At 48.8% G+C, this 22,937-nt stretch carries 20 protein-coding genes and 1 pseudogene; 7 read left to right on the top strand and 14 right to left on the bottom strand.

All coding sequences use genetic code 11. The features are described 5' to 3' along the window. Positions 1 to 81: 81 nt before the first annotated feature. Both ABEW73_RS17545 and ABEW73_RS17540 read right to left on the bottom strand, forming a co-directional pair. Positions 82 to 978, bottom strand: coding sequence for a helix-turn-helix domain-containing protein (locus ABEW73_RS17545; protein WP_430166617.1), 897 nt, complete (start codon positions 976 to 978; stop codon positions 82 to 84). 238 nt (positions 979 to 1,216) lie between these two features. Then, positions 1,217 to 2,293 carry a branched-chain amino acid aminotransferase gene (locus tag ABEW73_RS17540; protein ID WP_430166615.1) on the bottom strand — a complete coding sequence of 359 codons (1,077 nt, stop codon included), beginning with the start codon at positions 2,291 to 2,293 and terminating at the stop codon, positions 1,217 to 1,219. A gap of 122 nt (positions 2,294 to 2,415) precedes the next feature. Here ABEW73_RS17540 and ABEW73_RS17535 point away from each other — a divergent pair, with 122 nt between their 5' ends. Further along, on the top strand, positions 2,416 to 3,306 hold the full coding sequence (locus tag ABEW73_RS17535; protein ID WP_076323798.1) for a LysR family transcriptional regulator: 891 nt from the start codon (positions 2,416 to 2,418) through the stop codon (positions 3,304 to 3,306). Positions 3,307 to 3,367: 61 nt separating this feature from the next. On the opposite strand, the gene ABEW73_RS17530 is transcribed toward ABEW73_RS17535, so the two are convergent. The 7 genes and pseudogenes from ABEW73_RS17530 to ABEW73_RS17500 form a co-directional block, all read right to left on the bottom strand. Then, the gene (locus tag ABEW73_RS17530; protein ID WP_215161275.1) at positions 3,368 to 4,186 is read right to left on the bottom strand and encodes a GNAT family N-acetyltransferase; all 819 of its coding nucleotides are present in this window, start codon (positions 4,184 to 4,186) and stop codon (positions 3,368 to 3,370) included. A 379-nt stretch (positions 4,187 to 4,565) separates the two neighbouring features. Then, a complete protein-coding gene (locus tag ABEW73_RS17525) occupies positions 4,566 to 5,102 on the bottom strand; it encodes a GNAT family N-acetyltransferase (RefSeq protein WP_076323796.1) in 537 nt (178 codons plus the stop codon). A 317-nt stretch (positions 5,103 to 5,419) separates the two neighbouring features. Continuing rightward, positions 5,420 to 6,333, bottom strand: a pseudogene (gene mphI / locus ABEW73_RS17520) (macrolide 2'-phosphotransferase MphI). Between the two features lie 508 nt (positions 6,334 to 6,841). Beyond that, complete coding sequence (locus tag ABEW73_RS17515; protein ID WP_076323794.1) at positions 6,842 to 7,132, bottom strand: DUF6509 family protein; 291 nt, start codon at positions 7,130 to 7,132, stop codon at positions 6,842 to 6,844. A 101-nt stretch (positions 7,133 to 7,233) separates the two neighbouring features. Next, positions 7,234 to 7,704: a DUF3052 domain-containing protein gene (locus tag ABEW73_RS17510; RefSeq protein WP_430166613.1), complete on the bottom strand. Its 471-nt coding sequence runs from the start codon at positions 7,702 to 7,704 to the stop codon at positions 7,234 to 7,236. A gap of 148 nt (positions 7,705 to 7,852) precedes the next feature. After that, complete coding sequence (gene rlmN / locus ABEW73_RS17505; protein ID WP_430166611.1) at positions 7,853 to 8,914, bottom strand: 23S rRNA (adenine(2503)-C(2))-methyltransferase RlmN; 1,062 nt, start codon at positions 8,912 to 8,914, stop codon at positions 7,853 to 7,855. A 299-nt stretch (positions 8,915 to 9,213) separates the two neighbouring features. Then, complete coding sequence (locus ABEW73_RS17500) at positions 9,214 to 10,173, bottom strand: metallophosphoesterase family protein (protein ID WP_430166900.1); 960 nt, start codon at positions 10,171 to 10,173, stop codon at positions 9,214 to 9,216. 191 nt (positions 10,174 to 10,364) lie between these two features. Here ABEW73_RS17500 and ABEW73_RS17495 point away from each other — a divergent pair, with 191 nt between their 5' ends. From ABEW73_RS17495 to ABEW73_RS17485, 3 genes are all read left to right on the top strand, one after another. Then, positions 10,365 to 11,138: a DeoR/GlpR family DNA-binding transcription regulator gene (locus tag ABEW73_RS17495; RefSeq protein WP_430166609.1), complete on the top strand. Its 774-nt coding sequence runs from the start codon at positions 10,365 to 10,367 to the stop codon at positions 11,136 to 11,138. Continuing rightward, positions 11,138 to 11,989 (top strand): SMR family transporter, encoded by an 852-nt coding sequence (locus ABEW73_RS17490; protein ID WP_430166607.1) that lies wholly within the window; start codon positions 11,138 to 11,140, stop codon positions 11,987 to 11,989. Before ABEW73_RS17495 ends, ABEW73_RS17490 begins: the two co-directional genes overlap by 1 nt. Positions 11,990 to 12,094: 105 nt before the next feature. Next, complete coding sequence (locus tag ABEW73_RS17485) at positions 12,095 to 12,898, top strand: alkaline phosphatase family protein (RefSeq protein WP_430166605.1); 804 nt, start codon at positions 12,095 to 12,097, stop codon at positions 12,896 to 12,898. A gap of 40 nt (positions 12,899 to 12,938) precedes the next feature. Here ABEW73_RS17485 and ABEW73_RS17480 read toward each other — a convergent pair whose 3' ends face one another. The 4 genes from ABEW73_RS17480 to ABEW73_RS17465 form a co-directional block, all read right to left on the bottom strand. Continuing rightward, positions 12,939 to 13,469 (bottom strand): cysteine hydrolase family protein, encoded by a 531-nt coding sequence (locus ABEW73_RS17480; protein WP_430166603.1) that lies wholly within the window; start codon positions 13,467 to 13,469, stop codon positions 12,939 to 12,941. Between the two features lie 239 nt (positions 13,470 to 13,708). Then, complete coding sequence (locus tag ABEW73_RS17475; protein WP_430166601.1) at positions 13,709 to 14,662, bottom strand: L-lactate dehydrogenase; 954 nt, start codon at positions 14,660 to 14,662, stop codon at positions 13,709 to 13,711. Positions 14,663 to 14,670: 8 nt separating this feature from the next. Next, a complete protein-coding gene (locus ABEW73_RS17470) occupies positions 14,671 to 16,224 on the bottom strand; it encodes an L-lactate permease (RefSeq protein WP_430166599.1) in 1,554 nt (517 codons plus the stop codon). Between the two features lie 226 nt (positions 16,225 to 16,450). Beyond that, positions 16,451 to 16,930: a MarR family winged helix-turn-helix transcriptional regulator gene (locus ABEW73_RS17465; protein ID WP_430166597.1), complete on the bottom strand. Its 480-nt coding sequence runs from the start codon at positions 16,928 to 16,930 to the stop codon at positions 16,451 to 16,453. A gap of 354 nt (positions 16,931 to 17,284) precedes the next feature. On the opposite strand from ABEW73_RS17465, the gene ABEW73_RS17460 reads away from it, so the two are divergent. Next, the gene (locus ABEW73_RS17460) at positions 17,285 to 18,379 is read left to right on the top strand and encodes a GntR family transcriptional regulator (protein ID WP_430166595.1); all 1,095 of its coding nucleotides are present in this window, start codon (positions 17,285 to 17,287) and stop codon (positions 18,377 to 18,379) included. 34 nt (positions 18,380 to 18,413) lie between these two features. Next, the gene (locus ABEW73_RS17455; protein WP_430166593.1) at positions 18,414 to 20,606 is read left to right on the top strand and encodes a GH92 family glycosyl hydrolase; all 2,193 of its coding nucleotides are present in this window, start codon (positions 18,414 to 18,416) and stop codon (positions 20,604 to 20,606) included. Between the two features lie 165 nt (positions 20,607 to 20,771). Here ABEW73_RS17455 and ABEW73_RS17450 read toward each other — a convergent pair whose 3' ends face one another. Further along, positions 20,772 to 22,187: a hypothetical protein gene (locus ABEW73_RS17450; RefSeq protein WP_430166591.1), complete on the bottom strand. Its 1,416-nt coding sequence runs from the start codon at positions 22,185 to 22,187 to the stop codon at positions 20,772 to 20,774. 189 nt (positions 22,188 to 22,376) lie between these two features. On the opposite strand from ABEW73_RS17450, the gene ABEW73_RS17445 reads away from it, so the two are divergent. After that, entirely contained in the window at positions 22,377 to 22,919 is a 543-nt protein-coding gene (locus tag ABEW73_RS17445; protein ID WP_430166589.1) for a hypothetical protein, read from the top strand. Positions 22,920 to 22,937 lie beyond the last annotated feature (18 nt).

Below are 22,937 nucleotides of genomic sequence, written 5' to 3'. Positions count from 1 at the left end.
GCGTCATGTGGTGGTATATATTTAAGATACCGCTTCCACTGACATCCATCTACTGTTATACGATCGAGGAGTGATACTATCTTACTGTTTCTTGGTTTTTGTAGTGGAGGGGATTACAGGACTGCCTGCATAAGCACGCTCCCGAATTTCGCTTGGCGATGCGCCGACATGCTGCTTGAACAGACGATTGAAATTAGACAGATTCCGAAATCCGCAGGATTCCGCAATCTCGATAATCTTCTGGTCCGTCGTCTCTAGCAAGTGCACGGCATGCGTCAAGCGCAGCTGAATCAGATAATGGTGCGGTGAAGTGCCGACCGCCTGCTGGAACAGAGCGCTGAACCGGGAAGGGCTCAGATGCGTTAAATCCGACAGCTCCTGCAGCGTCCAGCTGTAGTCCAGATCAAGCTCCATCGTACGCAGGACTTCTTTTAAAGCATGCATTCCCCTACCCTTGATCGGCCTGTTCGCTTGAATCGGAGTCGACAGATGGCGGTTCGCCAAACTCAGGAAACGAATGAGATCCGAACGGATCAGGCTCATATAAGCGGTACCTCGGGCTTCATACTCTTCCATCATACGCCCCAGCAGCTGAGCCAATTCATCGTGCACGGGGGACTGCCTGTCCATGTTTCCGAGCGAACGGAAAGGAGCCATCAGATCCGGATCGAACTTGAGGTCGATGGATAGCAGCGAAGGCTCGAACATAATGACATCCATCACCAGGTTCTCGGTCTCATACGCTCGGTGAAGATCATTGCTGTTGATGAAAATAATATCCCCCTGCTGAAACTGGAGCTTCATCCCGTTGATTAGAATAAATCCGGTCCCGCTCTGAATATAGTTGAGCTCCAAAGCATGATGCCAATGCAGGCGCTGGGCTCCGGCGAATATGCCGTGCGTGGTCGACGCGGTAAAAGGAAAGGCCGCGTTCGTAAAATCTATAGCATCAGGAACAACACTCTGCGGACGATTCACTAAAAAAGCACCTCCATGCGTTCGTACATCAACGTGTCAACAACAATTTACCCTCATCGTAACATGAGCGCTTATCTTAAGAAAAACGTCTATTGATGTTTTTCTCAGAAGACAGATAGCATTAAGCGGAAGTTTTGCTTGCGAGATAAAGAGGATACACCTGAAGTCTATACTTTCTAATCTCTATAAAAAAAGGACCCTACCTCAGTATGCCTGAGGCAGGGTCCTTAAAGGTTCATTAAGATAATGCAAGCTCCACCGTCCAGCCGAACGGATCCTCAACCGTTCCGAGCTGGATGCCTGTGATGGCATCGTATACGCGTTTGGAGAGTTCGCCCGTTGCTCCCTCACCAATCTTCAATTGCTCATCCTGCCATTCCAGAGAACCAATCGGTGAAATTACCGCTGCCGTGCCGGTGCCAAAAGCTTCGGTCAACAAGCCGCTGCGGTGGGCCTCCACGATTTCATCAATGGAGATGGCCCGTTCTTCTAACGGGATATTCCAATGCTGAAGCAGCTGGATGACCGAGTTCCGGGTAACGCCATCCAGGATGCTGCCATTCAGCGCCGGGGTTACGACCGTATCGCCCAGCTTGAAGAACACGTTCATGCTGCCGACTTCCTCGATGTATTTGCGATGTACGCCATCGAGCCACAGCACCTGCGAGTATCCCTTAAGCGTTGCTTCATCCTGCGCCTTCAAACCTGCCGCGTAGTTGCCAGCCGTCTTGGCATTGCCCACGCCGCCGGCTACGGCACGCACGTATTTCGGCTCCACATAAATGCTGACCGGATTGATGCCTTCTGCATAATACGAACCGACCACCGACAGGATAATCATGAACTTGTATTGCAGTGAAGGAGCTACGCCAAGTACGGGCTCGGTTGCGATCACAAACGGACGGATATAGAGCGATGTGCCCGGCTCTGAAGGAATCCAGTCGCGGTCCACGAGCACCAGCTGCTTGAGCGCTTCCATAACAAGTTCCTCGTCCAATGCCGGAATGCTCAGGCGCTGGTTGGACAGGTTCAGCCGCTGAATATTTTTGCTCGGGCGGAACATGAGAATTCGCTCATCTTCCGTCAAGTAAGCCTTCAGGCCTTCAAATACGGTCTGCCCGTAGTGAAATACCTTGGCGGCAGGGTCCAGTTCGATCGACTGATACGGAACGACGCGCGGATCGTGCCAGCCTTGACTAGCATCATAATCGAGAATAAACATGTGGTCCGTAAATACCGTGCCGAAAGCCTGTTTGTAGTGGCTCGGCTTTGTCTTCGGGGTGGTCGTTAACTCCACGGGTATCGCGTAAGTCATGTGCACACATCTCCTTATTTTGTAAACGTTATTAGTTGAATCATATCAATCAATACCCTATATTAAAAATATCTGATTTATAGGGATACCATACCTTAAAGGTATGGAGAGGGGGTATGAAGATGGACATTCGACAGCTACGATATTTCCTGACGATTGCGCAGGAAGGACAGATCACGCGTGCAGCAAAACAGCTCAATATGGAGCAGCCTCCATTAAGCCGTCAGCTGAAACTGATGGAGGAAGAGCTCGGCGTTCTGCTGTTTGAACGCAGCGGCAAGCAGCTTCAGCTCACACACGCAGGCGAGCTGCTGCAGAACCGAGCCGCATCCCTGCTGAACCAGTTCAATGAAACGCTAACCGAGGTGAAGGAGATCCACGCTGGAATCCGCGGCATGCTCTCCATCGGCGCCGTCGTCTCCTGTATTTCGCTCTTGCCCCAGCGCATCCAGATCTTCCGGCAGCAATATCCCGAGGTCACCTTCAAGATTCGGGAAGGCGATCACTCCCTGCTGGCGGATCAACTCGACAAGCGTAATATTGAGCTGGCAGTGACCCGGCTCCCTTTCGAATCCAGCTTCGGGCCTGAGCGTTATGCCGTTCGGCCTCTGCCCTCCGACCCGTTCGTCGCGGTCCTTCCAAGCAGCTGGGAAAGTGTATCCTCCCATTCGGAAATCTCGATGCGCGAGCTGGCGGAATATCCGTTCTTGTCCTTAAAAACCGATCAGACGATCGGGATGCATGAGCGGGTCATCCAAGAATTTAAGCGCGGCGAACTTGAACCGCATGTCATTTGCGAATGCTCCAGCGTTGCCATTATCGTTGCTCTGGTAGCTGAAGGCATCGGTGCCACCATTTTACCCGAGTCGGTGATGTCCTCATTTGCGATTCCCAACATCCGGACACTGTCCATTACGAGCGCTGATTTCCAGTCCGACGTGGGCATTGTCTGGCTGAGGGATCATGTACTATCCAATCGGGCCCGGCATTTCTTAGCTACCTTTATAGAATAACATTTGTTGATGCCCCTCGTCTTCCCCGGCTTTGTCCAAGCCGTGCCACTTTATGGATTCACTATTCATTGTTAACAAACTTGAAGTCGCGAATCGTTCCGCACCGGATAAACCCGATATTTTGGTACAATCGATTGGAGTCCGGGTTGACCTGATCGGCATACAGCATGGGTACCAAACCGTCCTGCAGCAGACGAAGTCCAAGGTCTGCAACCAGGGCGCTGGCATACCCTTTTTTCCGTTCAGCCCTCGGCGTGTATACTGCGTTTATGCGACCGTGCCTTGGCGAACGGTGTGCAAGATTAGCCATCGAGACCGCTTTGTCGCCAGCTATCCATAAATACAACCCGCCCTGCTGAATGAGTCGCTGCGCTGTCTCGACTTGGCTTGCCGCATTCGCGCGGACCCCATAAGCATCCTCCGAAAATCCAACCAGAAACCGGGCCACCTGCTGCGTATCTTCTTCAGCGGCCTGCCTGATCGCGCCCTCGACAAAATGAGGAGGCTCCACAGCGGGGGCATGATAAGACTCCATCGTCATATGATGACGGTAGGTCCCTTGACGCTCCTCTGCATAACAACGTGCAAACTGCTCTGCCACACCCGGCTCCCCGGTCACCCCAGGCAGGGTCACCGCTTCAAGCTCGCTTACCAGCTCTTGGAGCAGGTGCTGCCGCTTATCCCCGGAAACCTCCCGGGAAATCCATAACCACGCGTTCCCCCGGGGAGACTGCGCAAAGATCATCCGTCCATCCGGCGATTTCAGCCCCATGTTCTGCGGTGACCCAGCAAGGAGATGAATCAGATTGTATGACACCTCATCCTGAATAAAATCTTCCTGGTACAGCACCTCGTCCTGAGGCATCAATTTCGCAAGCATACGTACACTCCTCTCTTTTCCATGGTCTAAATGAACACAAAAAAGCCCCGTCCCTTGTAGGGACGGAGCCTTGTCTCCGCGTTACCACCCTGATTCGCACCGGTCAAGCCGGTACGCACTCTCGTCATCATCCATCAATGATGCCCCATGGTAACGGCAGGGAATACCGGATACGCCTCAAGTTATAAACGATCGGCGGATCTGCTCCGAGGTGACGGCCATTCATCGCAGCTGACTGCTTCGCACCACCCAGCAGTTCTCTGATTCAGCTTCCACTTGCGACCCTGGCATCCTCATCCTAGCATTTTCGAAAAATTTAACTCAGTTTACTCCCGGCAGCATCCAGCTGTCAAGCCCGATTCCACACATGAAGAAATGCTTATTTGTTATTAAAACGGAAGACCAGCATATCCCCTTTTTCCGGATGGACGCCTTCATGCTCCGTATATCTTCCGCCCGTGTACGTGTTCAACGTCTTGCGCCAAAAAATCTGGGTACTCATATTGCGCTCGGTCGGATTCGTTTGTAGCTCCCATGCACCTTGGAACTGATCGAACACAAGCTCAGCCGCTCGTTGGGCTACACCTTGTCTTCGAAAAGTCCGAAGCACAAAAAAATCATTCAAGTAGTACTGAATATTCGGCGATGGAATGTACGGGGTGGTCGCCACCAGGGCCAACCCTGCCGCGATACCATCTACAGAGATCAGATAAGGAAAAAGAACCGATGGCTGCTCCCACCACATATCGAGCTGCTTGCTCTGCTCGCTTAAGGTCGGCACATCCTCTTTTTCAAATACACCGAACCGGTTAGGACGGACCCCCCATATCTCAGCAATGTCATGCAAGTACAGTGGATATATGTTATGCAGAATAAATGACTGTTCCTTCGGGCATAAACGTACCTCAATATTCACGGTCAATTCCCTCCCTAAATGAATGATGTATGTAAGTTTAGTATGTCTAGGATAACATATTTACCCTTCCAAGAGGTTTACAGGTATGTAAATTGCGTTACGAATGTAGTAAAAATCCGTTAACCTTACTTCTTATTTCACCATGATTTCATTATATGTCCTACAGCTCATCCAAAATAATGTTGAATTCTGTTAATTTATATCATGCAAAGAGCCAACCGAATGTATGCATCGGTTGGCTTATAGTTTTCTAAAGAGCTGTATTCAGTGGGTTTGCAGTCTCACCAAACAGCATAAAATTCCTTGCCGCCAATCTCCTAGTTCGAGGAAGCCTCCTCCGTCAATCCTAGGGCATTCCGCGCCATTGTCATATACTCTTCCTGACCTGTCAGGAGGGCGAACTGGGCAATCAGCACGGGATACGCGGCGTGCAGCTCGACAATATGATCGAACATGCGCGGCCACACCTTACCCCCGGCTTGTTCATACCGATCCAACAGGACGCGGAGATTATGCTCGCCATAAATGGCGTAGTATAACACGAAGTCTTTGGCGGGACTTGCTACCTCCGACTCCGTCCAGTCTAAGAGTCCGGTAACCTGCACGCGCTGATCAATCAGGATATGAGGAGGATGAAGATCGCATAGGAATCCTCCTCCAGCCATTTCTGCCATCTCTCCCACAGCGCATCGGAGACGCCCAGACGGCTCTTGACGTCTTCCATATTACGCGCCGTCTCTTCACGAACCTCTTGGGGACTCTTCACCCGCAGACCTGCTGCTCGCGCCGCATCATGATCAATGCCATGCAAGGAAACCAGCGTCTCAGCCAATGAGCGGACAAATCCGTCACCCGGATTCTCATGATCCATATTCCATGCATAGCCTTCAGAGCTGACGGATGCGGCAGGCTCCCCACTAAGCAGCGGGTAGGCGATGAGCTCCGGCGTATAAATCCGCCAATCTGGTACATCAACTGGAAGATAGGATGCGATCAGCTTCAGGACCCGGGCTTCGTTATCAGCCCTTTCCAGCACATCCGATCGTCTCGGTTTACGCAGAATCCACCGTGCTCCGGTCCCTGCTTCCTCTGCGAATCCAACAAGGAAATCCATGCCGGATTCATTCATTTCAATTCCCTCCGGATTCAAATTCACCCCGTGTTTTCCGGCAATCTCCAGCATCTCTTGTATAACTTGTATATATTCATCATTGTGTTTTGCTATTGTCATAAGGAATCAATCCCCTTCCATATTTCATTGCATCATGGCCATCATAACAACAAAAAAAGCACAGGCATCGAGCTGCCTGTGCTGGGTAACCGGAACGGGTCTTAGCTGTCCACCGTTCCTGGAATGCCTACTCGAAATACACATTCAAATAGAACAGGAAGGTGAAAACACCGTTATCCCGCAAATGAATAGACGTATATTTCTATAGACATATCATAAAAATGAGTTACGTAAAAAAGACGGACCCATCCCGATTACCCTGCATCTGTGCAGGTCTCTTTAGCGCTATTTCATTAGCCGCGAAAAGATCTCAATCGGGAATAATCCAACATACGTAACCCTCCGTTCGTTATAAGTTGTGTTTAACTTTATCAAAGCCATCCGTACTTTGCAAGACCTGTTTCGGCAATATTTCCACTTTCCATTGAAGAAGCTGCGATCCTTAATGGCTCAGCACAGCATGACCAAGTCGCCCCACAAGTGCCTGTTTCACATCGTCCGACTCTGTTTACGCTTCCTGCAAATGCTCTTTGCAAAAAGCCATGAGTTCTTCCTCTTCCTCGGGCTCCATATCGAAGTCCAGGTACTGGTCCGTTGTCCGCTCATAAAAGTCGTACTTTACAATGCGCGAACGCTCCTCATCATCCAGATAAATCACTCTCAAATAGACGCCATGCTCCGAATAAAGCTCATCATCCTCCGGCACGTCCAAATCACATACAAACTCAAAGCGTTTGCCTGTCAGGATTCCAAAAGGATCCTTCACCAATTCAACGCTGTATTCTTTGATTGTCAGCATATTCCCATCCTTCCTATCACTCTACTCATTATACACAACAGTGCATTTTGGGGCCGGGCAGCCCATATCAAATACCCGATCTACCGTATGAACGCCTACCTTTATTTATCGTCCTCTTGACCGGTCCGATCCTTCCCCTTCGCGGTTGCTGCGAACGTTCTGGTCATAGACTTGATCAACTCTACTTTACGGTAGCGCATGGCCGACCAATCCTCATCGATAGCGATTTGCCGAACGGGCTCATAGCCTTCTTCAGCAAGAATGCCCGTAATGCTCTCCCGGCTGCAATCGGAGTTCCTGTAGGTCTTGGACGACTTCTTGGGGTAACACAGCCACAGCAGACCGTTGTCAGCCACGGAGCTGGCTGCGATCTTGGCTAACTGCTGCAATTCGTCATTGCTTGTCCCGAAGGCTTGCACAAAATCGTACGGTACTTGCTTAGGCTCCGTATGGACATCCCCTTGCAGGGAGTTGATGACCTCATGATAGGCCTGTGGTGCGTTTAGCATCAGAACCGGCTGGCCGAGGTCTTTGAATTGAAGCTTTTTGACGGTTGGATGTGTCTCCAGCATGTTTAAGTTCATTCCTCTCGATTCGATTGTAATATAAAGCACTTCGGACACCTTATTAAGAAGAGCATACCCATATGAGTGGGTACGCTCTTTCAACTGGCCAATCCATACGGTGGAAAAATCCCCCTGAGATTGCGCGTTATTCTTGTTACTGCGCTTTCTTAATCTGCTTGCTGCGCAGCTGTCCGCAGGCCGCATCGATGTCGGTTCCATGCTCCAGACGAACGCTGCAACTGATGCCTTGTTTTTTCAAGGTATCGTAAAAAGAGGTGATCGATTCTTTCGTGCTGCGCTGATACTGGCTGTGCTCATCCACTGGGTTGTACGGAATGAGGTTCACATTCGCCAGATTGCGTCGCTCGCCAACAAGCTCTGCCAGCTCGAGCGCATGCTCCGGCTGATCGTTTACATCTTTCAACAGAATGTACTCCAGCGTGATGCGACGATTCGTTTTTTCCAGATAATAATCAATCGCTGCCATTAGCTTATCGATCGGAATCGCTTTGTTAATCTTCATAATGCGGGTCCGGATCTCATCATTCGGCGCATGCAGGGAGATGGCCAGATTCACACCTAGATCGCTGTCCGCGAACTCGACGATTTTGTTAGCCAGCCCGCTGGTTGATACCGTAATATGACGGGGACCGATGGCAAGCCCCTTATGATCCTTGATCACGCGAATGAAATCCGACATGTTCTCATAATTATCAAACGGCTCCCCGATCCCCATCACTACGAGATGGCTGACCCGCTCGCTTTTACCTTTTTGATCCAAGTGAAGCTGAACCTGCATGACCTGCTCCACAATTTCCGCTGCGGACAAATCCCGGCTTTTCTTCAGCAATCCGCTGGCGCAGAAGCTGCAGCCGATGTTGCAGCCGACCTGCGTGGTCACACAGACCGACAAACCGAATTTATGCCGCATCAATACGGTCTCAATCAGGTTGCCATCCACCAGCTTGAACAGGAACTTAACCGTTCCGTCCAGAGATTCCTGCTTGGTATGCTCCTCCAAGGTCAGAATCGTATAATGCTCCGCGAGCAGCTGCAAGCACTCCGGATGCACATCCGTCATATCGGAAAAAGCGGTGACCCGCTTCCGATACAGCCACTCCCATACCTGTGTTGCCCGAAACTTTTTATGTCCACGCTCGCCAAGCCAAGCTATCAACTGATCTAATGTTAATCCATAAATGGATGGTTTATTCATTGATTGGTCCTCTTTCTATTCATAGTCCACTCCTTATTGTCCCAAAATTCTGAAGCGAACACAAGGGGAGTTATAGGCAATTCATGCTTCTTGTACGTAAATAGTATTGAAATATCCAATAAATACCTTTACTTTATCATTGACTGACTAAATCAATACGCTCCCCAAGGCGGAGCTGCTGCTTCGGATGCTTACGAACGGATAAGGATAATAATACAAACCAAACACGCCTCCCATGAAACCACCCGGATCACGTCCGTACATTTCATAAGAGGTGTGTTTTTTACTATTGTCGTATATCAGAGGGGTACCCCGGGTTCATGCTTCTCCTGCTCCCGTATTTGCGAGCCGTCGCTCAGCGTAATCCAAGTATCGAACTGCCGCTGTCCTTCATGCAGGCGAATAACCCTCGCACCACGGAGCATGCCTTCCCGGCCATATGTACCATAACCGGTAGCTCTGCCGTAACAGAGACGGATGCCGTGCAATTCACCCCAGTAATCATTGATATGATCATGTCCGGCGAACGTGCCCATCACATCGCCCCGCTCCAGCATGGCCGCGAACAGTCCGGTATTCACTTCGGGACAGCACACTCTCTCGAACTTGCTCCCGTAGCACGTTTTCCGCTCCCAGACCTCTTGGTACTCCGGTAAAGGAATATGGAAAAAAGCCAATGCGGGCAGCGGATTTCCTTGATGCTTGGCGCTGTAAGCCAAGGACGCCATCTCATACCAGCGGATCTGATCGCGCCGAATCCAATCGTACCCCGGAACAGCAGGATGTTCCGACTCTCTCCCTGAATCGAAGAAATACAGAACGGTCGCCGTGTCTTTCCCATGACTGTCGAATAAAGGAATCGTATAATTACCAACGCCGTGAACTTCCGGCGAGCCGTGCTCTGCACAGTTGTAGGTGTGCTGCAGGGCTACATTCATAAGCTCTTCACGCGTGACATCTCCCTCCGTATCATGATTACCAAATACGAAGGCCCAGCGGATTCCACGTGACTCCACCGTCTTGACAACATCCTTGAATGCCTGCACCGGATCTTGGCACTTTTTGCATCCGGGATCGGCTTCCCCCGAATAAATGAGATCGCCCGTAAATACCACCAGATCAGGCTGCTCCAGGTCTAATACCGTTTCCATGCAGCGCCGGCTCATCTGATCCTCCGGCTCCCCATTCTTCCAATGAATATCTGTGAACTGCACAATCTTAAAGGTATGATCGTCTCCGAATCGAAGAGTTGACTTCAACATAACCGTCTCCTTTACATGGACATGTGGTTTTTTAATGAATTGTTGTGGTTTTATGTGTATATTAGTGGAGGGAACGGCGAAAAGTCAATGATTTTTCGTTGACAATCTCGTTTTACCAGCCTAATATAGGATCGAATCCACATCTTCGGTCAACATCAGTCATATACAACATTGAGGTGAATGAATTTATGTCTGTAACCTATGAGGAACGCAGGGGGAAGATCTTAAATCAATTAGAGCTTGAGGGAAAAGTGAAAGTCCACGCTCTTGCGGAGCAGCTGGAGGTATCCGCGGAAACGATCCGAAGGGATTTGGATCGTTTAGAGAAAGAAGGCCAGTTGCGCAAAGTTTACGGCGGCGCCGTCAAATCGCGTTCCGGACATATTGAGCCGTCCTTCACCAGCCGTTCCCAGACATGCGCAGAGGAAAAGGCCGCGATCGGTAAACTCGCCGCCTCCCTAGTCAAGGAAGGGGAGACCATTCTGCTGGATAACGGAACAACCACGATTGAAGTCATCCGTTATCTTAAGGACCGGTCCGATGTGACGGTCATCACCCATTCGCTGCCTGTCCTGAATCTGGCGATGGAGATTTTTCAGGGAAAGATTATTTATATCGGCGGGGATATGGATCGGACCAAACAGGCGGCAACAGGTCCTCTGACCGAAATGCTGCTGGAACAGTTTAAGGTCAATAAAGCATTTATCTCGGTCGGCGGCATCTCATTAACCGATGGCATTACCGATTATGATCTGGATGAAGCCTACATATCACGAAAAATGCTGGAACGTTCGGAGGAAGGTATCGTTCTTGCAGATCATACGAAGCTCGGGGTCACCACGTTCTCGAAGCTCGCCAAACTGGAGGACATCTCCATGGTTATCACGGATCCGGGCTGTTCACAGGAATGGGTGGATAATCTGTCCGCCCGCAGCATTGAAGTCCTTATCGGACATTTCTGATGGAGCTGCTATCACTGCTGCTGGTGCTGTCTTCCGGTTTAACCCATGCCCTTTGGAATCTGTTCACGAAGCGAAGCATTCATAAATCGGTGTTTCTGTGGTGCATCCATTCGGTCACCTTAATCCTCTTGATGCCTTATTTTCTCATGGAGATGTCAGGGCTGAAGTTGGAACCGTACATTTACGGACTTATGCTTCTGTCCATGACCATCCAAGGCTTCTATATCACGCTGCTCTCCAAAGCCTATACTCATGGCGATATGTCCCAGGTATACCCGTTTATGCGAGGGCTTGGCGCCATGCTGACTTCGCTGTGCAGCCTCGTGTTGTTCCATGAGCATCTAAGTGCAGCGGGTTATATGGGCCTGAGTATCATTATCTTTTCATTGTTTGCTTTATCGGGTTTGAGATTCAAAGGCCCTTCCAGCCTGAACCCCAAAGCCTTAAGCTATGCTTGCCTGGTCGGGCTTTGCATTTCCGGATATACTCTGACCGACAAGGCCATTCTGGATGCGGGGGTGTCCCCTATCGCGCTAATCCAGTTATCCAACATCAGTTATTTCATCGCTCTGATCGTTCCCGTGATGCTATCCAGAGGGCTGAAACAGGAATGGTCGGTGAACTGGCGCACGATCCTGCTGGGCTCCATCCTGGCACCGGGATCTTACCTGCTGTTCCTGTTCGCCATGCGGCTCACCCCGCTTGCGCACATCGCGCCGGTCCGTGAAATGAGCACGGTATTTGGCACCATACTCGGCATCATCGTTCTGCGTGAGCAGCAAGGCTGGCGGCGAATCATTACGTCCGTGCTCATCACGCTTGGTATCATTACCATTGCCTTATGGGGGTAGCAACCGTCATTGCCTGTAAGCAGTCCTGTACACATTTTGCATAACTTCTTACTCAGCTTCAATAAAGATCAAATTTAAATGGTTCTTACCGAGGAGGATTTATCAATGGCTAAACGTGTCGTTATTCTTGGAATAGATGGAGCAGGCAGGTTCGTTCAAGAAGCGGACGCACCGCATCTTCACGCCCTGCTGCAAGCAGGAGCATACTCGTACGATGCTCAGACCGTGTTTCCCAGCATCAGCGCTGAATGTTGGGGCTCGCTGTTATATGGCGTAAGCCCGGACCAACACGGTCTTGATAATGACCGGGCGATCCACCAGCAAATTCCGGGGAGCTTCCCCTATGCATCACTATTCAAGCTGGCCCGCCAGCAATGGCCGGATGCTCCTCTGTCTGCATTCAGCTGCTGGGAACCGATCAACACAGGAATCATTGAGAATACGATCAACGTTCATATGGAATCCAAACCGGACCCCGAGCTGACGGAAGCCATTGTCGATTATATTCATCAGCAGCCCGATTTCAAACTGATGTTCATTCAGTTGGATCACCCCGACGGTGCGGGCCACAAGTACGGATTCGGTACCGATAAGCAGTTGGAGCAGATTGCCGTTACGGATAAGTACGTAGACATGATAGTCAAGGCACTGAATGATCAGCAGCTGCTGGAAGACACCTGGATCATCACGGTCACGGATCACGGCGGCGGAGGCGCTCATCCTAATGACCACGGCAGTGACCACCCGATGGATATGACCATCAGCTGGGGGATTACGGGGCCGGGCGTAAAACCCGGCCTTCTCGATGCACCGATCAGCATCATGGACACGGCCGCCGTCATCGGTCATGTGCTGGGGCTTCACGCACCGGATTGCTGGGAAGGAAAGGTACCTGAAGGAATATTCTAATCCAGAAAATTCGAGTTATGGGGATGTAAAAAGCCGGCGATTACACGCCGGCTTCTGTCGTTAAGACGATCTCTTCTGTTGTTTTTAAGTCCGCAAACCATTTCAGGGTAGCGTTCACATGATCTATGATCTGCTGCGCGGTTAACACCGAATTGTTCCAGGTGCTGTGAGCATCTGATACCAGCGTGACATCATAGCCCAAACTGGATGCTCTCCTGCATGTGGTATCTACACATAACTCACTCTGCATACCCGCAAGAATGACATGTTGGACACCCTTTCGTTTCAGTTCTTCTTCAAGCGTCGTGTTATAGAATGAATCCGGTCTAGTCTTCTGAATGATCGTATCCGTCATCGCAGGCGCAATCTCGGGGTTAATCTTCCACGGCTCCGACCCTGCCTTCAAACTTTCGTCATTATGTTGTATGTAAAAGACAGGAACACCGCCGCTTCTAGCTATTGCGATCAGCTGCTTGAGATTGTGGAGCAATCGATCCCCTTCAAATACCGGATCATTCACTTGAAACATCTCATTCTGCACATCAATGACCAATAGCGCACTCTTCTTCAACTACAACACCCTCCTGTACGATCATTTACTCATCGACTTTATTATAGAACGAACGTTCCTGCTATGTATATGAGGATTTTGCAGTAACCTGAGCCCTTGTTACACAAGGAGTTCCAAGCATAAAAAAGGGACTTCGCCCTAACTTAGAATAGAGGAAGTCACCTTGTATATTCTCCAAGAAAGTCTATTTTCCTTTGAGGAGTTGTTAAAAATCCAATCGAAAGATCGATTATTGTTGCTCATTTATTAAGTCCATGGATCGTTTCTCTCATAACAGCTGCTGATTTTTCAAGCATCTCTCTTTCGGTTTCATTCAAATCAATTTCAATAACTTCCTTAATTCCAGTACGATTTACTACAGCAGGTGTACTTAAGTACAAATCGCTCTGCCCATATTGTCCCTCCATCAAACATGACACCGGGAGAATACTATTTTCATCTGCGAATATTGCTTTAGTGATCCGTGCCAAACACATCCCTATGCCATAATAGGTAGCACCTTTTCGATCAATGATGTGGTACGCGGCATCTCGTGTATTTTCGAAAATACTCAGTAATGCAGCTTTATCTCCTGAGTTGTTGCGTCTAGCCAATACTTTCTCTAAACCCTCGATCCCAATAGCTGCTTGAGACCAAACCGGAACTTCGCTATCTCCATGCTCCCCAATAATTGCAGCATGAACATTACGCGGATCGACTCCAAGATATTCACCCAACATGAAACGAAAGCGAGCACTATCTAAAGTCGTTCCTGATCCGATTACACGCTCTTTTGATAAACCACTTTCTTTCCAAGCAACATAAGTCATAATATCAACAGGGTTACTTGCAACTAAGAGGATACCATTAAATCCGCTCGCCATAATATCTCTGGTAATACTTCGAATAATCTCCGCATTCTTACCAACCAACTCAAGACGTGTTTCATTTTTGTCCTTTTGGGGAGCACCTGCGGTAATAACCACCAGATCGGCATTCTCGCAGGCGGCATACGTACCAGAAGTCACACGAGTAGTGGTTGAAGCAAATGCCATACCGTGTTGTAAATCCATTGCTTCCCCTTCTGCTCGCTTTTCATTAATGTCAATTAGTGTTAATTCTTCAACAACACCTTGATTGATCAAGGCGTAGGCATAACTACAACCTACCGCTCCTGTGCCCACTAATACCACTCGGCTAATTTTGTTCTTCATAAATCCTCCTAGTATAGTAATAGGTTTATTATCCCAATGGCAACAAGGAATATTAGACTTATTTTGATAGTAAATTTAAACAATTGATTTTCCTGTCCACTTAAACCCACTGATGCTGCCGCTACGGCTATCGATTGTGGGCTGATCATTTTAGCCATGTCGCCACCAATAACGTTGGCTGCAACCATGGACCCGGGATCAATTCCGATTTGGCTAGACGTTACGGCTTGAAGTGGTGCAAATAATGACCCACTGTTGACCACTGATCCAGTTAGGAATACACCTATCCAACCCAACACTGGAGAGAATAATGGAAATAACCCTCCTGTCGAAGCGAATGCTAACCCTAACGTAGACGACATTCCGGAATAATTACAAATATAAGCAAAGGCTAAAACACTGCATATCGTTATGATTGGGAATAGCAGTTCTTTAAAAGTATCTTTTATTGAACTTTTTACTGTTGACCATTTAATACGGTAAATCAAAATAGTCAATAACCCTGCTAGTACGATCGCGGTAACGGTTGAAGATAACAGATCCACGTTGAGAATCGCCGCATACGGACTAGGTTCGGTTGTTATTGGTGGATGCTTGATAATTTCATTATGAACACCTTGGATTGGTATCTTTAAAATGAGATTGTTAAATGTAACTCGTGAAAACAAAATTACAAATACGGTGAGCATGATGAATGGTAGCCATGCGACTGTAACTTGTTTAAAATCACTTTTGTATTTGGTTTTTTCACGCCACAAAGTAAATATCGTGAGAGCGATCAAACTCAAACTTGCAGCCAAAATATCAACGAGAACTGCACCAATCGTATTGAGTACTACAAATTGTACTAAGGCGAAGGATCCTCCACAAACAACGATCGATAACCAAGTCTCGCGAATGCCTTTCATTCCATCAACCAGAAATACAACTAAGAATGCAACAATGAAGCTGACAATCGGAATAATATAAGATGTATAGCTTGCTACATCTAATGGAGATAAATCAGTCAATTGGGCAGGAGTCGTTACCGGTATGCCCATTGCACCGTATGATCCTCCAGCAATGTTAGCAACTAAACATATACCGGCCGCATTGATTGGTTTGAACCCTAATCCAACGAGGATGATCGCTGTTATTGCGACTGGGGCTCCAAATCCGGCAGCACCTTCTAAAAATGCCCCAAAGCAATAGGCAATCAGCAATACTTGAATGCGTTTGTCCGGAGTTATTGAGATTATACTTTCTTTGATGATTTCAAATTTCCCGGTTTTCACCGTTAACTTATAAAGAAATATTGCAGCTAATACAATTGCCGCCACTGGCCAAACTCCTGCTAAAGCCCCGTAAATTCCAGTTCCCAATACTTTAGAAAAAGGCATTCTGTAAGCAACCATTGCAATCAAGGCCGCAACAATAACACTCAAAACTCCTGCTATGTAGCCTTTAACTTTGAATACTGACAAAACGATAACAAAAAATAATATGGGTATTGTAGCAACAATTGCCGATAACCAGATATTATTTAAGGGGTCATAATGTTGGTTCCATTCCACTAAACACACCTCACCATATATGCCGTCCCAAAGATCGAGTACGGCATTAGTATGATGGGGTCATTTAGTTTTTATTCATCGGATGTCCTCCTGTTCCAAACGCTAATTTCCGTTTTTTACATATGTGCATTTACATCCACATAAAAAAAAGGAATCCCCTAAAGGGACTCCTCCTCGTTTTCAGTAATCCATCCGATTTCCTGCAAGAAAGCAAGGCAGCCATCGTGATCTTCAGCTACGCCTCCTCGACAATACCCCCCGGGTTTGCCGACTTTTTCTTTACATTATACTGATGAAGCTTCCTCATGGTCTTGTAAAGCTGCTGCAACTCCTGTTCATCCAGAATGTCGAACATAGAAGTTTGGAAATCCGACAGCAGCGGGATAATCTCTTCCAGTAGGGCCTGTCCCTTATGCGTCAGCGAGATATACTTTACCTTCCAATCCTGCTTGCGGACAATCAGGCCCAGCTTCTCCAGTCGTTTCACCATATGAGAAACACCGCCGCCGCTAATGGAAAGATATTCGGCCAGCTCCTGTTGTGATAAAGGTTGGTGTGCAAAGACCTGGATCAAGACATCGAATTGGGCAACCGTGATGCAGAACGGCTGTAAGAACTCATTCGAGAGGTGGTTGCCAATCTGTTGAAAACGGGTGATCCGAATCCAAGACAGCATGGCTAATCGGTTCTCCTGATGAAATCCCAATTGTTTCATTGATTCCTTCACCTCCCCTCCCTTAATCACAGTCAATTTATCACTCAAGTGATAAACTGTCAAATCAACGCCCGCCCCCCCTCTTGAATATTTGATATATCAACTAATAGTAGTATTCGTTTATAATATATACCAATTAAATCCTCCAATTTATTGGTGCTGAGTGCGCCTAATCTTGAAATATAACTGCGGAAACGATACTATGAACATAGAATCTTTGAACTACATGCACAATGAGCAGTGTATTTCTTTGTATATTCAAACATAATAACTGTAACTTTTTATCAAAAGTATCATTAGTCTTTGACATAAACGCCACAAAATGATATATCAAATTCAGGGAGGAGATCCGCTTTGGAACAAATTCCACTATATCAACATATCGTAAATGCTCTAACAGCCCAGATTGAATCCGGAAAGCTTCAGGCTGGAGATCAGCTTCCGACCGAAGCTGAGATTTCGAAAGAATACAACGTCAGCCGGATCACCTCGAAGAGAGCGCTGACCGAGCTGGAGAATGCCAAGCTGATCTACCGGATCCAAGGCAAGGGAAGTTTCGTGAGCACAGACAGGGCCCATCACAGGCCCCTGGGCAAGACGAACAAGGAGATCCTGCTGATTCTGCCGTTCACTCATAACCCGGGGCTTGGAGATTATGAAAAAGGCATCAACGAATTTCTCGCAACGACCGACTATACCCTGAACATTCAGTCCAATACGATTGTCGGACAGCGGAAGCTGCTGGAAGCCGCGCTTCAAAGCGCCAATTCGGGATTGATTCTCTACCCGATAAGCAGCATCTCGGATCTTGGCATTCTGTATCAGTATCACCTAGCTAAGTACCCGCTTGTGACGATGGATAAATGCATTGAAGGCATTCCATTCCAGTCCGTTGTCTCCGACAACTTCGGCGGCGGATACCTGGCCTCCAAACATCTGATCGAGAATCATCATAAGAAAATCGCCTTTATCTCCTCCTTGAAGGTAGAAAACTCTTCCTCGATCCGAGAGCGGTATTTCGGTTATTTGAAGGCTCTGTATGATTACAGCCTGATCGATTACAGCGTCAGTGACTTGACCGACCGGTACTTGTCCCATGACAACGACAACGGCAGAGAATATTATATTCAGTTTATTCAATCCGTTATGACGCAGGGAATTACGGGGATTGTTGCCGAGAATGACCTAATTGCGATCGAGATCATTCAGATTGCCAAAGAGCTGGGTCTGTCGGTACCGGATGATTTCTCCATCGTGGGCTTTGACAACATTCATCTCGCAAGCTTCGTTGAACCCAAGCTGACCACCATATCCCAGGACTTTGGACAGATGGGATATCAAGCTGCACGAAGCCTTATCACCTTGATCGAGAATTCCCTGGATCAACCGAATGAGAATGTCGTAGTTCCCGTTCGTCTCATTGAACGTCAGACCGTAAAGAAGCTGTAACACGCCTATTTCTAAAATCAAAGGAGACTTTTGCATGCTAAACTATATCGATACAAGGCAAGGCACCAACAATCAGTACACTTATTCCAACGGGAATGCGCTCCCTTATACGGGTGTACCTTTCGGTATGAACCACTTTGTTGTCCAAACCAAAAATGAAGGAAGCTGGTTCTTCAACCCCAATGACCGCGTCTTCCAAGGCATTCGCCTGACACACCAGCCAAGTCCATGGATGGGCGACTTCGCCCACTTCCTGATGACGCCGATTGCGGACGACAAAATCAGAGGGTCCGTCTTCACCTGTCAAAGCTCCTACCGGCCAGAAGAAGCGATATTCAAGCCCCACTATCTCAAAGTGAAGCAGCAGCGTTATAACATCACCACGGAGCTGGTTCCCAGCACCTACGGTGCAGCAATGCGCATGAAATACAATTCCGGGCAGCAGGCAGGCTTTGTCCTAAACGTTAATAACATAAGCGAATTCCGACTGGATGCAGCCCAGCGCAGACTAACGGGCTATGTCAGCAACTTCGCAGGCTGTCACGATGACGGGTTCCGTATGTACGTAGCCATGAGCTTCAGCAAGGACATAGATCTCGCAACAACAGGTTATTACAACGAGGAAGGCCATTTCTTCCCTGAGGTTGCTTTTGGCGGTGTCGACCAGCATGTCGTCATTCGTTTCAAAGACTGTGAAAGGGATGTGCTGGAGGTTAAACTGGCAACATCGTTTATTAGCCTGGAGCAAGCAGGGCTTAACCTTGCGCGCGAGCTGAACCCATCCCTGGATGAGCAGAAGGAATTGGCTGCGCAAGCTTGGAATCATTACCTGACCAAAATCCGTGTCACTCACCCGAACGAAGAATATATGCGGACCTTCTATACTTGCCTTTACCGCATGTTCCTGTTCCCGCAGAAGTTCTATGAGCTTGATGCCAACATGGAGCCGGTACATTACGATACAACGGCCCGATCTGTCAAGAAAGGGATTCTCTATACCAACAACGGCTTCTGGGATACTTACAGAACCGTATATCCGCTCTATTCCATCATCGCTCCGAAAGAATATGAAGAAATGCTGGAAGGTTTCCTGAATTCCTACCGCGAAACCGGCTTCCTGCCGAAATGGCTGTCTCCGGATGAGCGCGGACTGATGCCAGGTACGCTTATTGACGCCGTCATTGCGGATGCTGCGGCCAAAGGATTGGCTCCGCACCTGATGCCGGAGCTGCTGGAAGCCATGCTGACTGCCGCTACCACGCAGAGCGGAAAGGACTGTTATGGACGTCAGGGAACAATGGACTACATACAGTACGGTTACGTGCCAAACACCTATCACGAGAGCGTGAACCATACGCTGGATTACGCATACAGCGACTACTGCATCAGCCGCGTGGCCGATGTCTTGGGCCGATCAGATGTAGCGGACCAATATAGACAGAGCGCGCTCAACTACAAGAATATCTTCGATACGGAAACCGGGTTCATGCGAGCAAAGGACCCACACGGCCAGTTCCGTCCGGATTTCAGCGATACGAGCTGGGGGCTCGATTATGCCGAAGGAAGCGCCTGGCAGACCAGCTTTGCGGTGTTCCAGGATTTCCAGGGTTTAATTGAGGCGTACGGTTCGAAGGAACGCTTTTTCGACAAAATCACTGAATTGTGCAACAAAGCACCGGACTTCGACGTGCGGGGCTACGGCTTTGAAATTCATGAGATGAGTGAGATGGCTGCCATCGACTATGGCCAGCTGGCGATTTCCAACCAGCCAAGCTTCCATATTCCTTATCTGTTCAACTATGTAGGGCAGCCTGCTTCTTCCCAGGTTGTCATCAAGCAGCTGATGTCGAACCTGTTCAACAGCGGCTTTAACGGCTTCCCGGGTGACGAGGACAATGGAAGCATGTCCGGATGGTATGTATTCAGCTCCATGGGCTTCTACCCGGTATGTCCAGGCAGCAATGAATATGTCCTCGGTATCCCGTTATTCGACAGCGTGAGCATTGAGCTGCCAAACGGGAAGCAGATGTTGATTCATACCGACAACAATAATCCGCAGTCCAATTTCGTTGCGAACGTTCAATTAGAGGGACAGGATTATACCAAATTGTACATTACGCATGAGGATATACTGGCAGGCAAGTCCCTTGATTTCCGTCTCGGACTGGCTCCAAGCTATCGTTCTTACAGCTCAGATGAGCTGCCGTTCTCGATATCGAAGAAGTAACCGTTACAGCTTTGCTCATATAAGTAAGGGGCATCCCCATTTAGGTTAGCAGCCTGGGGATGCCCCTTATGTTTGAGGTAAACATGGTTATGACCAACTTCGGTACCTCCATAGATGAAACGAGCGCTGACGTATACGGTCAGCGCTATTTATGTTTGCCATAGCTTATACCAGGAACATGGCCACGACGGTAGTCACGGCCAGACCCAGCAGCACCGGCTTCAAATTCCGCCTTGCCAGCTCGAACGGGCTGACTCCACAGATGGCTGCAGCCGGGATCAATGCCCAAGGAATGAGCGTGCCGCCGCCTACCCAGATTGCCGCAACCTGCCCAAGCGCTGTCAGCGTAGCCGCACCTGAGCCAATGGCCGTAGCGAACAGCTGCGCGATCGAGCCAGCAAGGGATATACCCGAGAAGCCCGAACCGTCAAGCCCTGTAATGGTGCCCGTGATCGTCAATGTCACTGAACCTACCGCACCGTTCAGTGGCACCCCATTCGCGAGGGCAACCCCCAGGTCGTTCACGATCCCATGGGATGCTTCCGGAAGCACTTTACCGAACAATTCGGTAAACGCCGCATCCCCCAAATAGAAGAACGCCGCGATAGGAATGACGGGACCGAATACCTTGAAGCCAAACATGAATCCCTCGATCAAATACGAGGTGACCTTCTCTAATCCCCGGTTGCGGTGAGCCAGCAAGGCAATGACACTGAGGATAAGGACGGCTGTGCCGCCGACCAAGGCCGTTGCATCTCCGCCCTGCAGCTTTAGGATGAACATGGTGACAACGTCTGCCGCGAACAACAGCAAAATGACGATAGCCAACCATTTTTTCATAACCGGGGATATCGCCGAAACAGCATCATCCTCTTCGGTACGCGTGGTAAGCGCGTCTCCCGTGCTTTTAATGGTTACCAGTCCATCTCTCCAGCTGCCGTTCCGCTGATCTCTGCGCATCATCCAGAATGCCGTTACGGTTGTCACAAGTCCCATGACGATCACGAGCGGCACACTGGCAGCCATAACGCTGGATACAGGCAATCCGGCTGCATCCGCTGTTAATTTAGGCGCCCCTTGAATAATATAATCTCCCGATAGCGCAATGCCGTGCCCGAACAGATTCATCGCCACTGCCGCACCGAGGGCCGGCAAACCCACACGGATGGCCACAGGGAGCAGGACCGCACCAATCAACGCCACTGCCGGTGACGGCCAGAAGAAAAAGGACGTGACCATCATAATGATTCCAATGCCCCAGTAAGCCATCGCGGGAGTACGTAGAAACCGGGTTAGCGGGGCCACCATCGTCTCGTTGATCCCCGTCTTGATCAAGACTCGGCTCATCGCCACGATAATGGATATAATCATGATGGTGCCCATCAGCTCTTTGGTCGCATAGATGAAAGAATGAAACACGCCGGAGACCGAGCCGCTTAACGTTTCCGTAGCCAGAAGGCCAAGCGCAAATATTCCGGTAATACAAACAAGCGACGTATCGCGCCGCCGAATCAACAGCGTCATGATCAAGACGATAAACGCCAGGTACACCCAGTGAATCGCGGTTAAATGAATCCCCATATGAAGTCACGCCCTTTCCCAGGCAGCAGGTTTTATGTGACTACATCTTATGCATGGGCCTGGGCAAAGGTTAATTCGGGATCGTACCATGATTCACAACTCGATTGGGCATCTCATATACTTGGTATGTTATGACCTATTTCATCTAGATTATGGTAAAATGAACAAAACATAAAAGAGGTGTACAGCATGCCAAATCGGGAACAACGCTTCATCGCTATAGCCTCGATCATTCAGGTGATCATCGTTGCTATTTTGGGGTATAACCGTGTTCGGGATTCTATCCGATTTACCAATGAGACATTTGATCCTTCGTTCTGGTCTCAAGGAGCATACATTCTATTATCTCTGGTTATTTTTATCCTGTTTATTGCCGCTTCGATAGGGGCATGGGCACAAAAGACATGGGGATGGTCGGCAACCGTCGGACTATATGTCACATTCATATTTTCTATCTTCATGTCAACAGGTGTTGCCATACGAGTGTCCGACATTGATATCAACGCGCAATTCTTTTGGAAACCTATACTCTTGATTATGATCTCCATTGCTGCGCTATGGTTCTGGTTTCGAGCGGCCATCCGCAGCAGATTCCATCTACAGCTTAAATCAGCGATATTGCTTACTTTGGTTGCCAGCATCGGATTCATTCTCCTCGCAGTTCTCATAGATTACCTCCAATTCAGAATCCTGGACCACTGGATTTCCAACGTCATCTCCAATTCGGTATAGTAATACATGATATAGCTT

This window comes from Paenibacillus lautus, from assembly GCF_050482385.1.
Classification (GTDB): Bacteria; Bacillota; Bacilli; order Paenibacillales; family Paenibacillaceae; genus Paenibacillus_AQ; species Paenibacillus_AQ lautus_B.
This window is presented reverse-complemented; position numbering and strand designations above follow the sequence as displayed.